Source organism: Nocardia huaxiensis (genome assembly GCF_013744875.1).
GTDB lineage: Bacteria > Actinomycetota > Actinomycetes > Mycobacteriales > Mycobacteriaceae > Nocardia > Nocardia huaxiensis.
Window position 1 is genome coordinate 3627739 of the sequence record NZ_CP059399.1, and the last position, 16312, is coordinate 3644050.

Below are 16312 nucleotides of genomic sequence, written 5' to 3' on the forward strand. Positions count from 1 at the left end.
ACCACTCATGAGCCTACGTACCAACGTCGGCACGATCGAGGATCTGCACGCCTCGGCCACCAAGGTCAGCGGGCTGACCGACTTCGGGTCCACCGACTATCACGAGGCGCTCGGGGTGCTGCTCGAGTCCTACAGTCGCGACGCCGGGCTCACCGAGCTCGGGTCGAAGATGAGCCGGTACTTCCTGCGCGGGGCGCTGGTGGCGCGGGCGCTGAGCGAAGCGTCCTGGAAAGCGCATCCGGCGCATGCCGAAACAGCCATCGCCCGGCCGATTTTCGTGACCGGACTGCCGCGCACCGGGACCACGGCGCTGCACCGGCTGCTGGCCGCCGACCCGCAGCATCAGGCCCTCGAAATGTGGCTGGCGGAGTTCCCACAGCCGCGGCCGCCGCGGGAGAGCTGGGCCGGGAACCCGATCTATCAGCAGATCGACGCCGGGTTCGCGCAGCATCGCGTCGAGAACCCGGAATTCATGGGGCTGCACTACATGAGCGCGGCCGATGTGGAGGAGTGCTGGCAGCTGCTGCGGCAGACGGTCAAGTCGATCTCCTACGAGTCGCTGGCCTATCTGCCGACCTACTCGCAGTGGTTGCAGCAGCAGGACTGGACCGACGCCTACGCACGGCACCGAAAGAACTTGCAGCTCATCGGACTCGGTGACAGCCGGCGGTGGGTGCTGAAGAATCCGAGCCACCTGTTCGCGCTGGACGCGCTCATGACGGTGTACCCGGACGCGCTGATCATTCAGACCCATCGGGATCCGGTCACCATCATCGGCTCCTCGTGCAGCCTGTCCGAGCATGCGGCGCGCGGCTGGTCCACCACGTTCACCGGCGAGCGGATCGGGTCCACGCAGCTGGAGCTGTGGTCGCGCGGCTTCCACGACTTCAGCGCGGCGCGGGCGCGGTACAACCCGGAGCAGTTCCTCGACATCCAGTTCGAGGATCTGCGGGCCGATCCCATGGGGACCGTCGAGAAGATCTACAGCGCGTTCGGGCTGGAGTTCACCGAGGCGGCGCGCACGGCCATGCTCGCACTCGACGAGGAGAGCAAATCCGGGGATCGGAAACCGGCTCACCGGTACTCGCTGGCCGACTACGGACTCACCGAGGACCAGGTCAGAGCGCAATTTCAGAACTCCTGACCCGGTCTGCGCGGTCCCGGCAATCCTTCCAGCTATGGTTAGCATCACCTAACGCCGAACCTTGGGCGTTGAGTGGAAGGACTTGTCATGGACGGACGCGGTAAGCCGCCTGTGCGCAGCACGCTGTCGAAAAAGACAGCGCTGCGTGCGGCGGCATTCGGCGTGGCGATGGTGGTCGCGACGGCGTGCAGCAGTAACTCGTCGTCGGGCGATGATGTGAAGGCCCTCGACGGGAACCATTACGCGCAGACCAACCTGGCGGCCAACACCGCGTCCTACAAGGCGCAGTTCACCTTCCCCGACATGGTGAACGCCTGGGGTCTGGCCGACCGCCCCAAGGGTGCGGGCGGCCACTTCTGGGTCGGCGGCGGCGGGTTCTCCTTCCAGTTCGTCGGCGACGTCACCGCCTCGCCGAAGCCGGAGCTGCAGAAGCTGTTCCAGGATCAGCTGAAACTGGTCAGTGTTCCCGGCGCGGACAGCGACACCTCCGACGCGAGCATCGGCAAGACCACCGGCGTGGTTTTCAACCCGGCCGCCATCACCTCCGACTTGTTCGCGGTCCGGGATCAGCCGGTCACCGTCGACGGGAAAGAGCAGAAGCTCACCGGCTCTTCACGATTCATCTTCGCCACCGACTCCGGCAAGATCTCGGCGTGGACCGAACTGGGCGCGGGTGGCGAGATCGTGCGGCACGACGGGCCGGCGAATCTGGTGTTCGACGGGTCCAAGGACGGGATGCAGTTCTTCGGCATCGCGCTGAACCCGGCCGGGGATCAGCTGCTCGCGGCGGACTTCGGTGAGAACCCGCAGATCCGGACCTTCGACAAGAATTGGGCGCTGATTCCCACCAGCGGCTTCGCCAACCCGTTCGCCACCGGCGACGCGGTGGATCCGGCCGATCCGGCCAAGGGCAAGCAGGTGAAGCCGGGCGATCCGGCGCCGTTCAATGTGACCACCATCGGGCAGCGGGTGTTCGTGTCGTACGCGACCACCAAGCCGGATGAGGCCGATGCGGCCAAGATCGATGCAGGCGAGGAGGATTCGGCCGACGCCGACGCCGAGAAGGCCGCGAACCACAAGCCCGGCAAGGGCAAGCTGGCGGAGTTCGACGCGAGCGGCAAGCTCGTGCGCACGATCGACGGTGACAATCGGTTCAACGCGCCGTGGGCCGTGGCGGTCGCGCCGGCCGACTTCGGTCCGCTGAGCGGCAAGCTGCTGGTGGGCAACTTCGGCGGCGCCGGCCGCATTCTCGCGCTCGACGATCAGACCGGTGCGTTCGTCGACTACCTGCGCGACGAGGACGCCAAGCCGGTGGAGATCGAGGGCCTGTGGGCGCTCATGTTCGGCAACGGTGAGTCCCTGGGTGATTCGAACGCGCTGTACTTCACGGCGGGTCCGGAGGACGAGAAGGACGGGCTGTTCGGCAGCCTGCGGGTGCGCCGGCACTGACAGCTGAATTATGCAGGCCCCGAGTCGTTTCGGCTCGGGGCCTGCGCTGTGTGGCAGGAAAGCGGTGCGGCTCAGGGGGTGTCGATGCGCCGCCGTTTCGCGCGGCGCTCGGTCACGGCCTCGAAGCGCGGCCGGAGGCCGTCGATGAACGCGGCCAGGGCGAGTTCGAAGCTGTCCGTGTCGATTTCGTCGGCCTTGGCGCGCAGGCGGTGGGCCTGGTCGAGGTGCGGGTAGCGGTCGCGGTAGACCTGGGTGTCCTCGGGGAAGCCCCGGGAGAAGGAGCCGAGGGTGGAGCCCATGACCAGGTAGCGGGTGGCCGCGCCGATCATGGTGGCCTCGCGTGGGGGCCAGCCGGCGCTGATGAGGCCGCCGTGCACGGCGTCGGCGGCGCGCAGGTTCTCGTCCCGGTTGCCGGGGCCCGAGGCCAGGTAGGGGACGAAATTGGGGTGGCGGACCAGGGCGGCGCGATACGAGCGGGCCCAGTCGACCAGGCCCTCGCACCAGTCGCCGGATTCGAAGCCCGAGGTGTCGACCCGGGACATGATGCCGCGGGCGATGTCGTCGAGCAGGTCGTCCTTGGTGGGGTAGTGGCCGTAGAGGGAGGCGGCCTGCACGCCCAGTTCGGCGGCGAGTTTGCGCATGGACAGCTCGGGCAGGCCGTCGCGGTCGATGAGAGTGAGCGCGGCCCCGCGTATGCGTTCGCGGCTCAGCAGCGGCACTTTCGGCCTGGGCATGTGCAACTTCCTGTCGGGGGCGCGAGCGTCGAATTTATCACTCGGGTCTTGATAAACCGAACGGCGTTAGGATAGCTTGGGCCGCATAAACCTAACAACGTTTGGTTAGGAGCCTCACGAATGGACTTCGAACTCGGCGAGTCGCAGCGCGAACTGCGCGAACTCGCCCGCGCCTGGGTGGACAAGGAAGTTGTCCCGCACGCGGCCGCCTGGGACCGGGCGGAATCGGTGGATACCGCCATCGTCGGCAAACTCGGCGAGATGGGCTTCCTCGGCATCGAGATCCCGGAGGAGTACGGCGGGTCCGGCGGCACGGCGCTGGACTACTGCCTGCTGCTGGAGGAACTCGGGCGCGGCGACAGTTCGGTGCGCGGCATCGTGTCGGTGTCGCTGGGATTGGTGGGCAAGACCATCAAGACCTACGGGACCGCCGAGCAGAAGCGGGAATGGCTGCCGCGCTTGTGTTCCGGGGAATCGCTGGGCTGCTTCGGGCTCACCGAACCGGGCACCGGATCGGATGCGGGGAACCTGACCGCCAAGGCCGTGCGGGGCGGGGACGACTGGCTGCTGTCCGGCACCAAGATCTTCATCACCAATGGCACCTGGGCGGATGTGGCGATCATCTTCGCGCGCAGCGGCGGACCGGGGCCCAAGGGGGTCACCGCGTTCCTGGTGCCGACCGATGCGCCCGGATTCCAGCGGACCGAGATCAAGGGCAAGCTCGGGCTGCGCGGGCAGGCCACCGCCGAACTCGTGCTCGACGGGGTGCGGGTGCCGGACACCGCGCGGCTCGGGGACGAGGGGCAGGGGTTCAAAATCGCCATGGCCGCCCTCGACAAGGGGCGCATGGGAGTCGCCGCCGGGTGCGTCGGAGTCGCGCGCGGCTGCCTCGAGGCAGCGGTGAAATACGCTCGGGAGCGCGAGCAGTTCGGCAAGCCGATCGCGTCGTATCAGCTGGTGCAGGAACTGCTCGCGGATATCGCCGTCGATGTGGAGGCGGCGCGGCTGCTCACCTGGCGGGTGGCCGACCTGGTGGAGCGCGGCAAGCCGTTCGGCACCGAGGCTTCGGTGGCCAAGCTGTTCGCCAGCGAGGCGGCGGTCAAGGCGGCCAACAATGCCATTCAGGTGTTCGGCGGGTACGGCTACATCGACGAATTCCCGGCGGCCAAATACCTGCGGGACGCCCGGGTGCTCACGCTGTACGAGGGCACCAGCCAGATTCAGAAACTGCTCATCGGGCGCGCGCTCACCGGCGTGAACGCCTTTGTCTGAGAAGGAGATTCAGATGTCGAAAGTTGCCTTCGTGACCGGCGCGGCGCGCGGGATCGGCGCGGCCACCGCGGCGCGGCTGGCGGCCGACGGGTTCACCGTCGCCATCGCCGACCTGGACGAGACCGCCTGCAAGGAGACCGCGGCGCGGATCGTGGCCGACGGCGGCCAGGCGATCGCGGTGGCCTGCAATGTGACCGACGAGGCACAGGTCGACGCCGCCATCGATGGTGTTGTGGCGGAACTGGGTTCGATCGACGTGCTGGTCAACAATGCCGGCGTGCTGCGCGACAACCTGCTGTTCAAGATGTCGGTCGACGACTGGGACCTGGTCATGTCCGTGCACCTCAAGGGCGCGTTCCTGTGCACGCGGGCGGCGCAGCGGCACATGGTGAAGCAGAAGTCGGGCAAGATCGTGAACACCTCGAGCGTGTCCGCACTGGGCAGCCGGGGACAGGCCAACTACAGCGCCGCCAAGATGGGCATCCAGGGGCTGACCCGCACGCTCGCAATGGAATTGGGTCCGTTCGGGATCAATGTCAACGCGGTCGCGCCCGGCTTCATCGTCACCGAGATGACCGATGCCACCGCGGCGCGGGTCGGGGTCAGCCCGGAGGAGTTCCGGGAGAACGCCGCCAAGATCACGCCGCTGCGCCGGGTGGGCGAGCCCGCGGATATCGCGAATGTGGTGTCCTTCCTGGTCTCCGACGACGCCTCGTTCGTGACCGGGCAGACCATCTACGTCGACGGCGGACGCCGGCTCTAAGCGCAAGTCAGAGAGAAACATCCATGCAGCGAACAGTTTTCAACGCCGACCACGACGCCTTCCGGGAGACCGTGCGCGCCTTCATCGAAGCCGAGGTCGTGCCGGTGTACGACCAGTGGTACGAGGCCGGGATCGTGCCGCGCGAGTTCTATTACAAGCTGGCCGAACTCGGGGCCTTCGGGATCGAGGTGCCCGAGGAGTACGGCGGCGCGGGCATCGAATCGTTCAAGTTCCAGACCATCCTCATCGAGGAAACCGCCCGCGCCGGAGTGTCTTTCGGCGGATCGGGCGTGCACGTGGGATTGTGCCTGCCGTATCTGAAGAACCTCGCCACCGAGGTGCAGAAGAAGCGATGGCTGCCCGGGTTCGTCAGCGGCGAGATCATGTTCGCCATTGCCATGACCGAACCGGGGACCGGATCGGATCTGGCCGGAATGCGCACCACCGCAAAGCTTTCCGCGGACGGGACGCACTATGTGCTGAACGGGTCGAAGACGTTCATCACCGGCGGCGTGCACGCGGATCGGGTCATCGTGTGCGCGCGGACGGCCGCACCGCGCGAGGACGACCGGCGGTTCGGGATCTCGCTGTTCGTGGTGGACACCAAGTCGCAGGGGTACGCGGTCGGGCGCAAGCTCGACAAGCTCGGATTGAAGGTGTCCGACACCGCCGAGCTCAACTTCACCGATGTGAAGGTGCCGGTGGAGGACCTGCTGGGGGAGGAGAACAAGGGATTCTCCTACCTGGGGCAGAACCTGCCGCAGGAACGGCTGTCGATCGCGGTCGGGTCGTACGCGCAGGCGCGGGCGGCGGTGCGGTTCGCCAAGGAATACACCCAGCAGCGCAATGTGTTCGGCAAGCCGGTCGCCACCTTCCAGAACACCAAATTCGAGCTGGCCGCCTGTCAGGCCGAAGTCGACGCCGCCGAGGCCGTGGTGGATCGCGGGCTCGAGGCCCTGGACGCCGGGACGCTCACGGCCGCCGACGCCGCCTCCGCCAAGCTGTTCTGCACCGAGGTCGCGGCGCGGGTGATCGACCGGTGTCTGCAGCTGCACGGTGGGTACGGGTTTATCAACGAGTACCCGATCGCGCGGCTGTACGCCGACAACCGGGTGAACCGGATCTACGGCGGCACCAGCGAAGTCATGAAGATGATCATCGCCAAGGACATGGGGCTCTGACCCCACTTTCGGGTGGGCTCTCAGGGGCTTCGCCCCTGGAACCCCACAAGACAGGGCTGCAAATGAACGCGACTCTCTCCCTGGCAAGCATCCTCGCCGAACCGGCGCGGCGGCGGCCGGAGCATATAGCTCTTATCGAAGGCAATCAGCGGATCAGCTTCGCGGATCTGTGGCGGCAGGTGCGGGAACAGGCCGCGGCGCTCATCGACCTCGGGGTGCGGCCGGGGGATCGGGTGGCGCTCATGGGGCCCAATACGGCTGACTTCCCGCGGGCGTACTTCGCGATTCTGGCGGCCGGTGGGACGGTGGTGCCGGTGCATCTGCTGCTCACCGCCGATGAAGCCGAATATGTGCTGCGCGACAGCGGGGCCAAACTGCTCGTCTGTCACGAGTACAGTGCGGCCGTCGGGAAGGAAGCGGCGGCGCGGGTCGGGATTCCCTTCGTGAATCCGAAAGAGCTTGCCGCAGCGCCTATTGCGACGTTCGTGACGCGGAGCCCGCTCGATGTGGCGGTGGTGTTCTACACCAGCGGGACCACGGGGCGGCCCAAGGGGGCCGAGCTCAGCCACCTCAATATGGTCATGTGCGCCACGGTGAATGCGTTCGACGCCAATGAAGTTCACCGCGACGACATCGCGCTCGGGGCGCTGCCGCTGTTCCACGTGTTCGGGCAGACGGTGTCCATGAACTCGCACTGGCGGGTCGGGGCGACGCTGGTGCTGCTGCCGAGATTCGATGCGGCTGAAGCCATTCGGCTCATGGTGGCGGAGAATGTGAATACCTTCCACGGGGTGCCGACCATGTATCACGGGCTGCTGGCGGCCGCGGCGGGGCGCGACGAGCTGCCCAAGCTGCGGTTGTGCATCAGCGGCGGGGCGGCGCTGCCGCCGTCGGTGCTCGAGGACTTCGAGCGGGTGTACGGCGCGTATGTGCTGGAGGGATACGGGCTTTCGGAGACCTCGCCCACGGCCACGGTGAATCAGCCCATGCTCGGGCCCGAGGCGGGCACCGTCGGGCATCCGGTGTGGGGCGTGGACGTGGAGATCGCCGACGCGAACCTGCGCGACCGCATCGAACTGCTGCCCACCGGGAGCATCGGTGAGGTCGTGGTGCGCGGGCACAATGTGTTCAACGGCTACACCGGCAAGCCCGAGGCCACGGCGGAAGTCGTGGTGGACGGGTGGTTCCGGACCGGGGACCTGGGCGTCAAGGACGCCAACGGGTATCTGCGGATCGTGGACCGGATCAAGGAGATGATCATTCGCGGCGGGTTCAATGTGTACCCGACCGAGGTGGAGGCGGCGCTGCTGCGGCATCCGAAGATCGCACAGGTGGCGGTGATCGGGGTGCCGGACGCGACCTACGGCGAGGAGATCGTCGCGGTGGTGGTGGCGGCGGAGCCGGTGGACGCCGACGAGATCATCGACTACGCGCGAGAGCATGTGGCGCGGTACAAGTATCCGCGGCGGGTGGAATTCGTGGATGCCCTGCCGATGGGGCCGACACACAAGATCCTGAAGCGAGAACTGAAGGAGCGCTTCGCGACCGCGGGAGAGGAGCGGGCATGAGCCCTGTGGACTTCGCCGACTTCGAGGCTTTGAAGGCGGCCGTCGGCACGGAAATCGGTGTGAGCGAATGGATCACGATCGATCAGGGGCGCATCGACACCTTCGCCGACGCGACCGACGATCACCAGTGGATCCATGTGGATGCCGAGCGTGCGGCCGCGGGGCCGTACGGGAAGACCATCGCGCACGGATTTCTCACGCTGTCACTCATCGTTCCGATGACCGCGCAGGTGCTGAAGGTCAGTTGTGCCCGGATGGCAATCAACTACGGGCTCGACAGGGTTCGCTTCATCACGCCGGTGACGGTCGGCAGCCGCATCCGGGGCAGGGTCACCCTGGACACGGTCACCGACATCCCGGGCGGGGTGCAGACCGAGCGCACCGTCACCGTCGAGATCGAAGGCGCGGCGAAACCGGCCTGCGTCGCCGTGGGCATCGCACGCTACCTGGCGTGAATCACTCTCCCGGGCCGAAGGATTCGGCCCCGAGCGGGCTCTCGTCCGGAGTCATGGTGGCCACCACCGAGATTCCGGCCGCCCGGAAGTTGTTCAATGCCCGCCCGATGTGATCGGCCGAGGTGATGAGCACGGCCGCGTGCACATTGATCGCCTGCATGAGCTGCGCCGAGAAGGTCGCGTTCTGCACGGTCGAATTGGCGCGGGTCTCGGTGTGGATGCGCTCGGGCGCGACACCGCGCTGAATCAGCCAGTCCGCCATGGCCTGCGCCTCGGTGACGCCGTTCTGCGGATTGCCGCCGGTGACGATGATCGGGGCGGCGGGGGAGAGCAGCGCGGAGACGTAGCCGGCGTACAGGCGGTTGATCAGCTCCGGGCGCATCTCGCCCTCCGGCGTCAGGCCGTAGCCGAGCACCACGATGGCCGTGTCGGGGCTGAACAGGGCCGGCAGATCCAGGCCGGGCAGCGTGAAATTGAAGCCGCCCAGCGCATTGATGGCCGACAGGGCGTCCCGCGGGTAGGCGTCGACGTCGACCGGGGCCTCGATATCGGCAAGGCCGTCGACCTCGGTCCCGCTTTCGACTCCGGTCACGCCGTCGACCTCGGTGGCATCTTCGATCGCGGTCGCGCCTTCCACGTCGGCCAGGCCGGAGAGGTCGGTGAGGCCCTCGACGTCGGTCGGTCCGGCGACCTCGACAATGCCGCCCGCATCGGCCGCGGTGTCGATACCGCTGGGTGCGCTGGCCTCGGTGAGACCGTCCGGGTCGGTGTGCCCGTCGAAGGGATCCAGCGGTGCGGGTGCGGTGGGTTCGGCGTTCGCGGGGGCCGCCGTCGCGATGACGGTCAGCGTGATGCCCGCGAGCAGGGCGCGAACGGCATTCGTGCGGAAGGGATTCGGAACGACACGACGGTGCCGGCCTGGTGGAGCAGACCACTGGCGCAGGGCTTCGGGCACGCCACGGCGCAGGGCTGAGATGGGCGATAGCAGTTGATTGAGCATCGCAACCCCCTACGGCAGTCGACTTGTGACTACCGGTCGGTTCACAACTTCGGATAATGATGTCTTGAGTTGACCTCAGCCGGAAGCGAATTGGAGAAATCACGATCAGGTTGGCGGAACAGATCGCTGATCTGGCGGGACAGCCCACCTTCGTGTCCGAAGTGCGCCACGACCCGAAAAGGGCGATGGCCTCGATGCGCCGGGCGCGCCCGGGGTGTCCACGAACATGCTGGACGGTTCCGGACGCCGGTGATCGCATAAGGTTGGTCCCATGATTACCGCGATCGTGCTGATTTCCGCCGAGTCCGCCCGCATTCCGGAGACCGCGCAGGCGCTGGCCGATATCGAGGGCGTGGCCGAGGTGTACTCGTGCGCGGGCGACGTGGACCTGATCGCCAAGGTGCGGGTGCGCGACCACGAGCGGATCGCCGAGGTGGTGACCGGGCGGATCAACAAGACGCCGGGCGTCGTGCGCACGGCCACCCACATCGCCTTCAAGTCGTATTCGAGCGCCGATGTGGAGGCCGGATTCTCGATCGGCGAATAGCGCGCGACTCGAGATGTGGATCCCGGCCACAAGCACGCCGGGATGACGGAGGCGCGGTTGAGCCCGCCGGGATGACGGAGGCGCGGTTGAGCACGCCGGGATGACGGAGGCGCGGTTGAGCACGCCGGGATGACCGGGGTGGGTTGGGTCAGGCCGCGCCGAGGGTGTTGGTGACCGCGGCCCAGCGCTCCAGCAGGTCCGCGGCGGCACCGGTGTCGATAGCCGCGGCCACACGTTCCAGAGCTACCGCCAGCTTGGCGTAGAGGTCGGCCTCGAGGTCGTCGGCGGTGAGCTCGTAGGCGACCACGGCGGCGGCCGAATTCAGCAGCACCGCATCGCGGACCGGACCGCGGTCGCCGGCCAGCATATTGCGGGCGATCACCGCGTTCAGGGCGGCGTCACCGCCCTTCAACGCCTCCGGGGCGACCCGCTCGATGCCGAGTTTGGTTGGGTCCAGGGTGGTTTCGACGGTGCGGCCGCCCGCGACCAGCCACACGTCGGTGGTGTCGGCGGTGGTGATCTCGTCCAGGCCGTCGTTACCGCGAACCACCAGCGCCGACTGACCGCGCGCGGCGAACGCGCCCGCGATCACCGGGACCAGGTTGGCGAAGGCGCAGCCGATGAGGCCGGCCTGCGGCTGGGCCGGATTGGTCAGCGGGCCGAGGATATTGAAGACCGTGGGGATGCCGATCTCGCTGCGCGCGGGACCGGCGAAACGCAGGCCCGCGTGGAAGACCGGCGCGAAACAGAAACCGATACCCGCCTGGCGCACGCACTCCTCGACCGCCTCCGGGCCGAGCGCGATCTTCACGCCCAGCGCCTCCAGCACGTCCGCGCCGCCGCTCTTGGAGGAGGCCGCCCGGTTGCCGTGCTTGATGACCGGAATGCCGCTGGCCGCCACCACGATCGAGGACATGGTGGAGATGTTCACCGAACCCGAGCGGTCGCCGCCGGTGCCGACGATGTCCACCGCCCGGCCGTCGAACTCCACCCGCCGCGCGTGCGAGAGCATGCCCTTGGCCAGCCCGTCCAGCTCGGCCGGGGTCGGGCCCTTCATCTTCATGGCCACGCCGAACGCCGCGATCTGCGCGGATGTGGCGGCGTCGCTGAAGATCTCGTTCATGGCCCACGCCGCCTCGTCCGCGGACAGATCATTGCCGTCGGTGAGGGTGCCGAGGATTTCTCGCCAGCTGCGCGCGCTCATCAGTTCTTCTCTTCCGTCGCCGGGTGTTGTGGCAAGCCTAGTGTGCGGGCTGCAGGGCGTCCCAGCCCAGCACGCTGCCGTCGTGCCGCTGGGCCAGGCCCGCCATGCGGGAACGCTCCTGTGAACAGTGCAGAGCGTCCAGAATCTGCACCCGCCGCAGGATCAGCGTCGCCGGATCGGCGGCGTCCACCGCACCCGTGTCATAGCCATCCTGCGCGGCAATGACTTGCACCGCATTCACCCGGTCGGCAGGTATGACCAGATGGTGGCGCAGGACCACCTGCTCACCGGGGATCCAGTCCGTCGCGCGCCCCAGGGCGGCCGAACAGGCTTCCGCGTCATCGAAACTCGACGCCACGACAACCAGATCCGCGCGCGCGGGATCCAGTTCCGTTGCGCCGTCTCGCCGTAACAGCCGTCGCCACCAACTCATGGCCGACATTGTGCCCGCAGGGCCACAGGGAGCCGGAATCACGGCTCAGGTTTCTCTTACCTGCGGGTTCTAGGCTCTGCCGTGACACGCCGAGAGGCCCGCGAGACGCGCGCTCGCCCTGGGCTTTCCGACACGTACGACAAAGTTTCGTACCCGCCTACACCTGTCGTACTACGACGAGTCATACTTACCGGCGTGACGACCGCAGTAGGGACCCCAGGATCGGCCATTACCCAGCGTGTGCATTCGCTGAACCGGCCCAACATGGTCAGCGTCGGTACCATCATCTGGCTGTCGAGCGAGCTGATGTTCTTCGCCGGCCTGTTCGCCATGTACTTCGTTGCTCGCTCGCACGCCGACCCGGCTCTGGGCTGGCCGTCGAAGCCGACCGAGCTGAACATGGCGCTCGCGGTGCCGGTTACCGCCGTTCTGGTCGCGTCCTCCTTCACCTGCCAGATGGGTGTTTTCGCGGCGGAGCGGGGCGACGTGTTCGGCCTGCGCCGCTGGTACGTGCTGACCCTGATCATGGGTGCGTTCTTCGTCGGCGGTCAGGGCTACGAGTACTACAACCTGGTCCACGAGGGCACCTCGATCTCCAGCAGCGTCTACGGCTCGGTCTTCTACATCACGACCGGCTTCCACGGCCTGCACGTCATCGGTGGTCTCATCGCCTTCGTGTTCCTGCTGATCCGCACCGCGCTCAGCAAGTTCACCCCGGCGCAGGCCACGGCGGCGATCGTCGTCTCCTACTACTGGCACTTCGTCGACATCGTCTGGATCGGGCTCTTCGCCACGATCTACTTCGTCCGCTAGCGACGAGCGCGCCGCGACGGCCCAGCCCGCCGAACGGCACAGAAACTTCTTGTACAAGTCGGTTCCGTCTACTCCAAAGGGACACAGATGAGTTCATCTCCCCCGTCAGCGCCAGATCCCGCCGAAGGGACAGGCGAGGCCACCAAGACCCGCAAGCAGCGCCGCATCCGCCGGCGTCTGGCCGGCGGTCTGGTTCTTCTGATGGGCCTCGTCGGAGCCGGCTTCACGGCATCGGCCCTCACTCCGCAGGCACAGGTCGCCACGGCGGAGCAGGACCAGGCCGCGCTGATCCGCGAGGGCCAGCAGCTCTACGACACCTCCTGCGTCACCTGCCACGGTGTCAACCTGCAGGGTGTCCAGGATCGCGGCCCCAGCCTGATCGGCGTCGGTGAGGCCGCCGTCTACTTCCAGGTCTCGTCCGGCCGCATGCCCGCGGCCCGCAACGAAGCGCAGATCATGCGCAAGCCGGAGAAGTTCGACGCCCACCAGACCGACGCCATCGGCGCGTACGTGCAGTCGCAGGGCGGCGGCCCGACCGTCGTGCGCGACAGCAACGGCGAGATCGCCCAGGAGTCGCTCATCGAGGGCGCCGACATCGGCCGCGGTGGCGAGCTGTTCCGCATGAACTGCGCGTCCTGCCACAACTTCACCGGCAAGGGCGGCGCGCTGTCCTCCGGTAAGTTCGCGCCGCCGCTGGCCCCGGCCTCCGAGCAGCAGATCTACCTCGCGATGCTCACCGGCCCGCAGAACATGCCGAAGTTCTCCGACCGTCAGCTGACGCCGGAGGAGAAGCGCGACATCGTCGCCTACGTCAAGGACGCCACCGAGACCACCCCGCCCGGCGGCTACGGCCTCGGCGGCTTCGGTCCCGCCACCGAGGGCCTGGCCATCTGGGTGGTCGGCATCGTGGCACTGGTCGGTTCCGCCATGTGGATCGGATCCCGGTCATGAGTGAACAGGAGCGAAACAGCATGGGGGCGAACCCCTCTGGGGACTTGGAGCCCACCGAGGAGCAGCTCGACGCGATGACGCGCGACGAGCTCGTCGAACTCGGTACCAAGATGGACGGCGTCGACGTCGCCTACCGCGCGCCGCGCTGGCCCGTCGAGGGCACCCGCGCCGAGAAGCGGGCCGAGCGCCGGGTGGCGTTCTGGTTCGCGCTGTCGGCCGTCCTGGGTGTCGCGCTGATCGGTGTCTTCCTGTTCTGGCCTTGGGAGTACAAGAGCCGCAACCAGGACGGCAACGCCGCCTACAACCTGTGGACCCCGCTGGTCGGTCTGACCTTCGGTGTCGCGGTCCTCGCCATCGGCATCGCCGTGGTGCTCATCCGCAAGCACTTCATCCCGGCCGAGATCTCCATCCAGGACCGCCACGACGGCAAGTCCTCCGAGGCCAACCGCCGCACCCTGGTGGCTCAGCTGCAGGACGCGGCCGAGACCTCCACCCTGGGCCGCCGCAAGCTCATCACCCGCACCGCGGGCCTGGGCGCGGGCGTCCTCGGCATCGGCGCGCTGTTCGTCTTCGTCGGCGGCATGATCAAGAACCCGTGGGCCAAGGGCGACAAGTCGCCGCTGTGGGTTTCCGGCTGGACCCCGGACTACCCGGGCGAGACCATCTTCCTGCGCCGCGACACCGGCCGCCCCGAGGACATCGTCCTGGTGCGCCCGGAAGACCTCGACGCCGGCGCCATGGAAACGGTCTTCCCGTGGAAGGAATCGTGGCGCGGTGACGAGCACGCGACCCTGCAGTCGCTGCGCGGCATCCGCAACTCGGTCATGCTGATCCGCCTGCGCACCAAGGACGCCGAGTCGGCCATCAAGCGCAAGGGCCAGGAGAGCTTCAACTACGGCGACTACTTCGCCTACTCGAAGATCTGCACCCACCTGGGCTGCCCGACCTCGCTGTTCGAGCAGCAGACCAACCGGATCCTGTGCCCCTGCCACCAGTCGCAGTTCTCCGCGACCGAATGGGGTAAGCCGATCTTCGGTCCCGCCGCCCGCGCGCTGCCGCAGCTGCCCATCACCGTCAATGCCGATGGCTACCTGGTCGCCGCCGGCGACTTCATCGAGCCGCTCGGCCCGGCCTTCTGGGAGCGTCGTTCATGAGCCCTAGCAAAGCGGCCGCACAGGCCAATGAAATGGACGAGCGCTACCACCTGGCGGCGTTCGCGAAGCGATCGATCAACAAGGTCTTCCCGACCCACTGGTCGTTCCTGCTCGGTGAGATCGCGCTCTACGCGTTCATCATCCTGCTGCTGTCGGGTGTGTACCTGACCCTGTACTTCGACCCGTCGATGTCGGAGACCGTCTACAACGGCGCGTACCAGCCGCTGCGCGGTGTCACCATGTCGCGGGCCTACGAGACCGCACTCGACATCTCCTTCGAGGTGCGCGGTGGTCTGTTCGTGCGCCAGGTGCACCACTGGGCGGCGCTGCTGTTCGCGGCGTCGATCATCATCCACCTGTTCCGCATCTTCTTCACCGGCGCGTTCCGCCGCCCGCGTGAGGCGAACTGGGTGATCGGCTCGCTGCTGCTCATCCTGGCGATGTTCGAAGGCTTCTTCGGCTACTCGCTGCCGGACGACCTGCTGTCCGGTACCGGTCTGCGCGCCGCGTTCTCCGGCATCGTGATCGGCACGCCGGTCATCGGCACCTGGATCCACTGGCTCATGTTCGCCGGCGACTTCCCGGGCACCATCATCATTCCGCGTCTGTACATCGCGCACGTGCTGCTCTTCCCGGGCATCATCCTCGCGCTCATCGGCGCCCACGTGGCGCTGGTGTGGTACCAGAAGCACACCCAGTTCCCCGGACCGGGCCGCACCGAGAAGAACGTCGTCGGCGCCCGCATCATCCCGGTGTTCGCCGCCGACCAGGGCGCGTTCTTCGCCTTCACCCTGGGCGTCGTCGCCATCATGGGTGGCGTCCTGCAGATCAACCCGATCTGGAACCTGGGTCCGTACAACCCGTCTCAGGTCTCCGCGGGTTCGCAGCCGGACTTCTACATGATGTGGACCGACGGCATGGCGCGTCTCATGCCGCCGTGGGAGCTGTACCTGGGTCGCTACACGATCCCGGCGCCGTTCTGGGTCGCGTTGATCATGGGCCTGGTGTTCACCGTGCTGATCGCCTACCCGTGGATCGAGAAGCGCCTCACCGGCGACTACGCGCACCACAACCTGCTGCAGCGGCCGCGCGACGTGCCGGTGCGCACGGCGATCGGTTCCATGGCCATCGCCTTCTACCTGGTGCTGACCCTGGCCTGTGTCAACGACATTCTGGCGCTGCAGTTCTCGATCTCGCTCAACGCGACGACCTGGTTCTTCCGCATCGCCCTGCTCATCGTCCCGCCGATCGCGTACTTCGTGGCCTACCGCTTCTGCATCGGCCTGCAGCGCAGCGACCGCGCGGTGCTCGAGCACGGTGTCGAAACCGGTGTCATCAAGCGCCTCCCGCACGGTGAGTACATCGAGGTGCACCAGCCCCTCGGCCCGGTCGACTCGCACGGCCACCCGATCCCGCTGGAGTACCAGGGCGCCCCGGTGCCCAAGAAGATGTCCAAGCTGGGCTCCGCCGGCAAGCCCGGCACCGGCTCCTTCCTCCGCGCCGACACCGCCGCGGAGCAGGAGACCAACGTCGCCCTGGCGCACGAGGAAGAGCACCAGATGCTCGCGGTTCTCGAGCGTGCCCGCGACGAAGCGTCCAACGGCAACAGCGGACACTGAGTACCTGCATAAAGGGAAGGCCCCG

General features: G+C 67.4%; 16 protein-coding genes. 12 read left to right on the forward strand and 4 right to left on the reverse strand.

Going from position 1 to position 16312, the window contains the following annotated elements:
* The first annotated feature begins 7 nt into the window (after positions 1-7).
* The gene (locus H0264_RS16130) at positions 8-1144 is read left to right on the forward strand and encodes a sulfotransferase family protein (RefSeq protein WP_181584716.1); all 1137 of its coding nucleotides are present in this window, start codon (positions 8-10) and stop codon (positions 1142-1144) included.
* Between the two features lie 87 nt (positions 1145-1231).
* Positions 1232-2593: a TIGR03118 family protein gene (locus H0264_RS16135; RefSeq protein WP_420832066.1), complete on the forward strand. Its 1362-nt coding sequence runs from the start codon at positions 1232-1234 to the stop codon at positions 2591-2593.
* Between the two features lie 71 nt (positions 2594-2664).
* Here H0264_RS16135 and H0264_RS16140 read toward each other — a convergent pair whose 3' ends face one another.
* Positions 2665-3327: a TetR/AcrR family transcriptional regulator gene (locus H0264_RS16140; RefSeq protein ID WP_181584717.1), complete on the reverse strand. Its 663-nt coding sequence runs from the start codon at positions 3325-3327 to the stop codon at positions 2665-2667.
* A 120-nt stretch (positions 3328-3447) separates the two neighbouring features.
* Here H0264_RS16140 and H0264_RS16145 point away from each other — a divergent pair, with 120 nt between their 5' ends.
* The 5 genes from H0264_RS16145 to H0264_RS16165 all read left to right on the forward strand — a co-directional run bounded on the left by H0264_RS16145 (position 3448) and on the right by H0264_RS16165 (position 8566).
* On the forward strand, positions 3448-4599 hold the full coding sequence (locus H0264_RS16145; RefSeq protein WP_181584718.1) for an acyl-CoA dehydrogenase family protein: 1152 nt from the start codon (positions 3448-3450) through the stop codon (positions 4597-4599).
* A 13-nt stretch (positions 4600-4612) separates the two neighbouring features.
* Positions 4613-5362 (forward strand): SDR family NAD(P)-dependent oxidoreductase, encoded by a 750-nt coding sequence (locus H0264_RS16150; protein WP_181584719.1) that lies wholly within the window; start codon positions 4613-4615, stop codon positions 5360-5362.
* Positions 5363-5385: 23 nt separating this feature from the next.
* Complete coding sequence (locus H0264_RS16155) at positions 5386-6543, forward strand: acyl-CoA dehydrogenase family protein (protein WP_181584720.1); 1158 nt, start codon at positions 5386-5388, stop codon at positions 6541-6543.
* A gap of 62 nt (positions 6544-6605) precedes the next feature.
* Positions 6606-8111 (forward strand): long-chain-fatty-acid--CoA ligase, encoded by a 1506-nt coding sequence (locus H0264_RS16160; RefSeq protein WP_181584721.1) that lies wholly within the window; start codon positions 6606-6608, stop codon positions 8109-8111.
* Positions 8108-8566, forward strand: coding sequence for a MaoC family dehydratase (locus H0264_RS16165; protein ID WP_181584722.1), 459 nt, complete (start codon positions 8108-8110; stop codon positions 8564-8566). Before H0264_RS16160 ends, H0264_RS16165 begins: the two co-directional genes overlap by 4 nt.
* A 1-nt stretch (position 8567) precedes the next feature.
* Here H0264_RS16165 and H0264_RS38290 read toward each other — a convergent pair whose 3' ends face one another.
* Positions 8568-9566 (reverse strand): YdcF family protein, encoded by a 999-nt coding sequence (locus H0264_RS38290; RefSeq protein WP_220139992.1) that lies wholly within the window; start codon positions 9564-9566, stop codon positions 8568-8570.
* Between the two features lie 271 nt (positions 9567-9837).
* Between H0264_RS38290 and H0264_RS16175 the strand changes: the two genes are divergently transcribed.
* A complete protein-coding gene (locus tag H0264_RS16175) occupies positions 9838-10113 on the forward strand; it encodes an Lrp/AsnC family transcriptional regulator (protein ID WP_181584723.1) in 276 nt (91 codons plus the stop codon).
* 148 nt (positions 10114-10261) lie between these two features.
* On the opposite strand, the gene trpD is transcribed toward H0264_RS16175, so the two are convergent.
* Both trpD and H0264_RS16185 read right to left on the reverse strand, forming a co-directional pair.
* A complete protein-coding gene (gene trpD, locus H0264_RS16180; RefSeq protein ID WP_181584724.1) occupies positions 10262-11317 on the reverse strand; it encodes an anthranilate phosphoribosyltransferase in 1056 nt (351 codons plus the stop codon).
* 37 nt (positions 11318-11354) lie between these two features.
* Positions 11355-11759 (reverse strand): hypothetical protein, encoded by a 405-nt coding sequence (locus tag H0264_RS16185; RefSeq protein ID WP_181584725.1) that lies wholly within the window; start codon positions 11757-11759, stop codon positions 11355-11357.
* Positions 11760-11945: 186 nt separating this feature from the next.
* Here H0264_RS16185 and ctaE point away from each other — a divergent pair, with 186 nt between their 5' ends.
* The 4 genes from ctaE (at position 11946) to qcrB (ending at position 16287) form a co-directional block, all read left to right on the forward strand.
* Positions 11946-12563, forward strand: coding sequence for an aa3-type cytochrome oxidase subunit III (gene ctaE / locus H0264_RS16190; protein WP_181584726.1), 618 nt, complete (start codon positions 11946-11948; stop codon positions 12561-12563).
* Between the two features lie 87 nt (positions 12564-12650).
* The gene (gene qcrC / locus H0264_RS16195; RefSeq protein ID WP_181584727.1) at positions 12651-13514 is read left to right on the forward strand and encodes a cytochrome bc1 complex diheme cytochrome c subunit; all 864 of its coding nucleotides are present in this window, start codon (positions 12651-12653) and stop codon (positions 13512-13514) included.
* Positions 13511-14668, forward strand: a complete 1158-nt coding sequence (qcrA, locus tag H0264_RS16200; RefSeq protein ID WP_231086630.1) for a cytochrome bc1 complex Rieske iron-sulfur subunit — start codon at positions 13511-13513, stop codon at positions 14666-14668. The genes qcrC and qcrA overlap by 4 nt, the downstream gene beginning before the upstream one ends.
* A complete protein-coding gene (gene qcrB, locus H0264_RS16205; RefSeq protein WP_181584728.1) occupies positions 14665-16287 on the forward strand; it encodes a cytochrome bc1 complex cytochrome b subunit in 1623 nt (540 codons plus the stop codon). The genes qcrA and qcrB overlap by 4 nt, the downstream gene beginning before the upstream one ends.
* Positions 16288-16312: the final 25 nt, after the last annotated feature.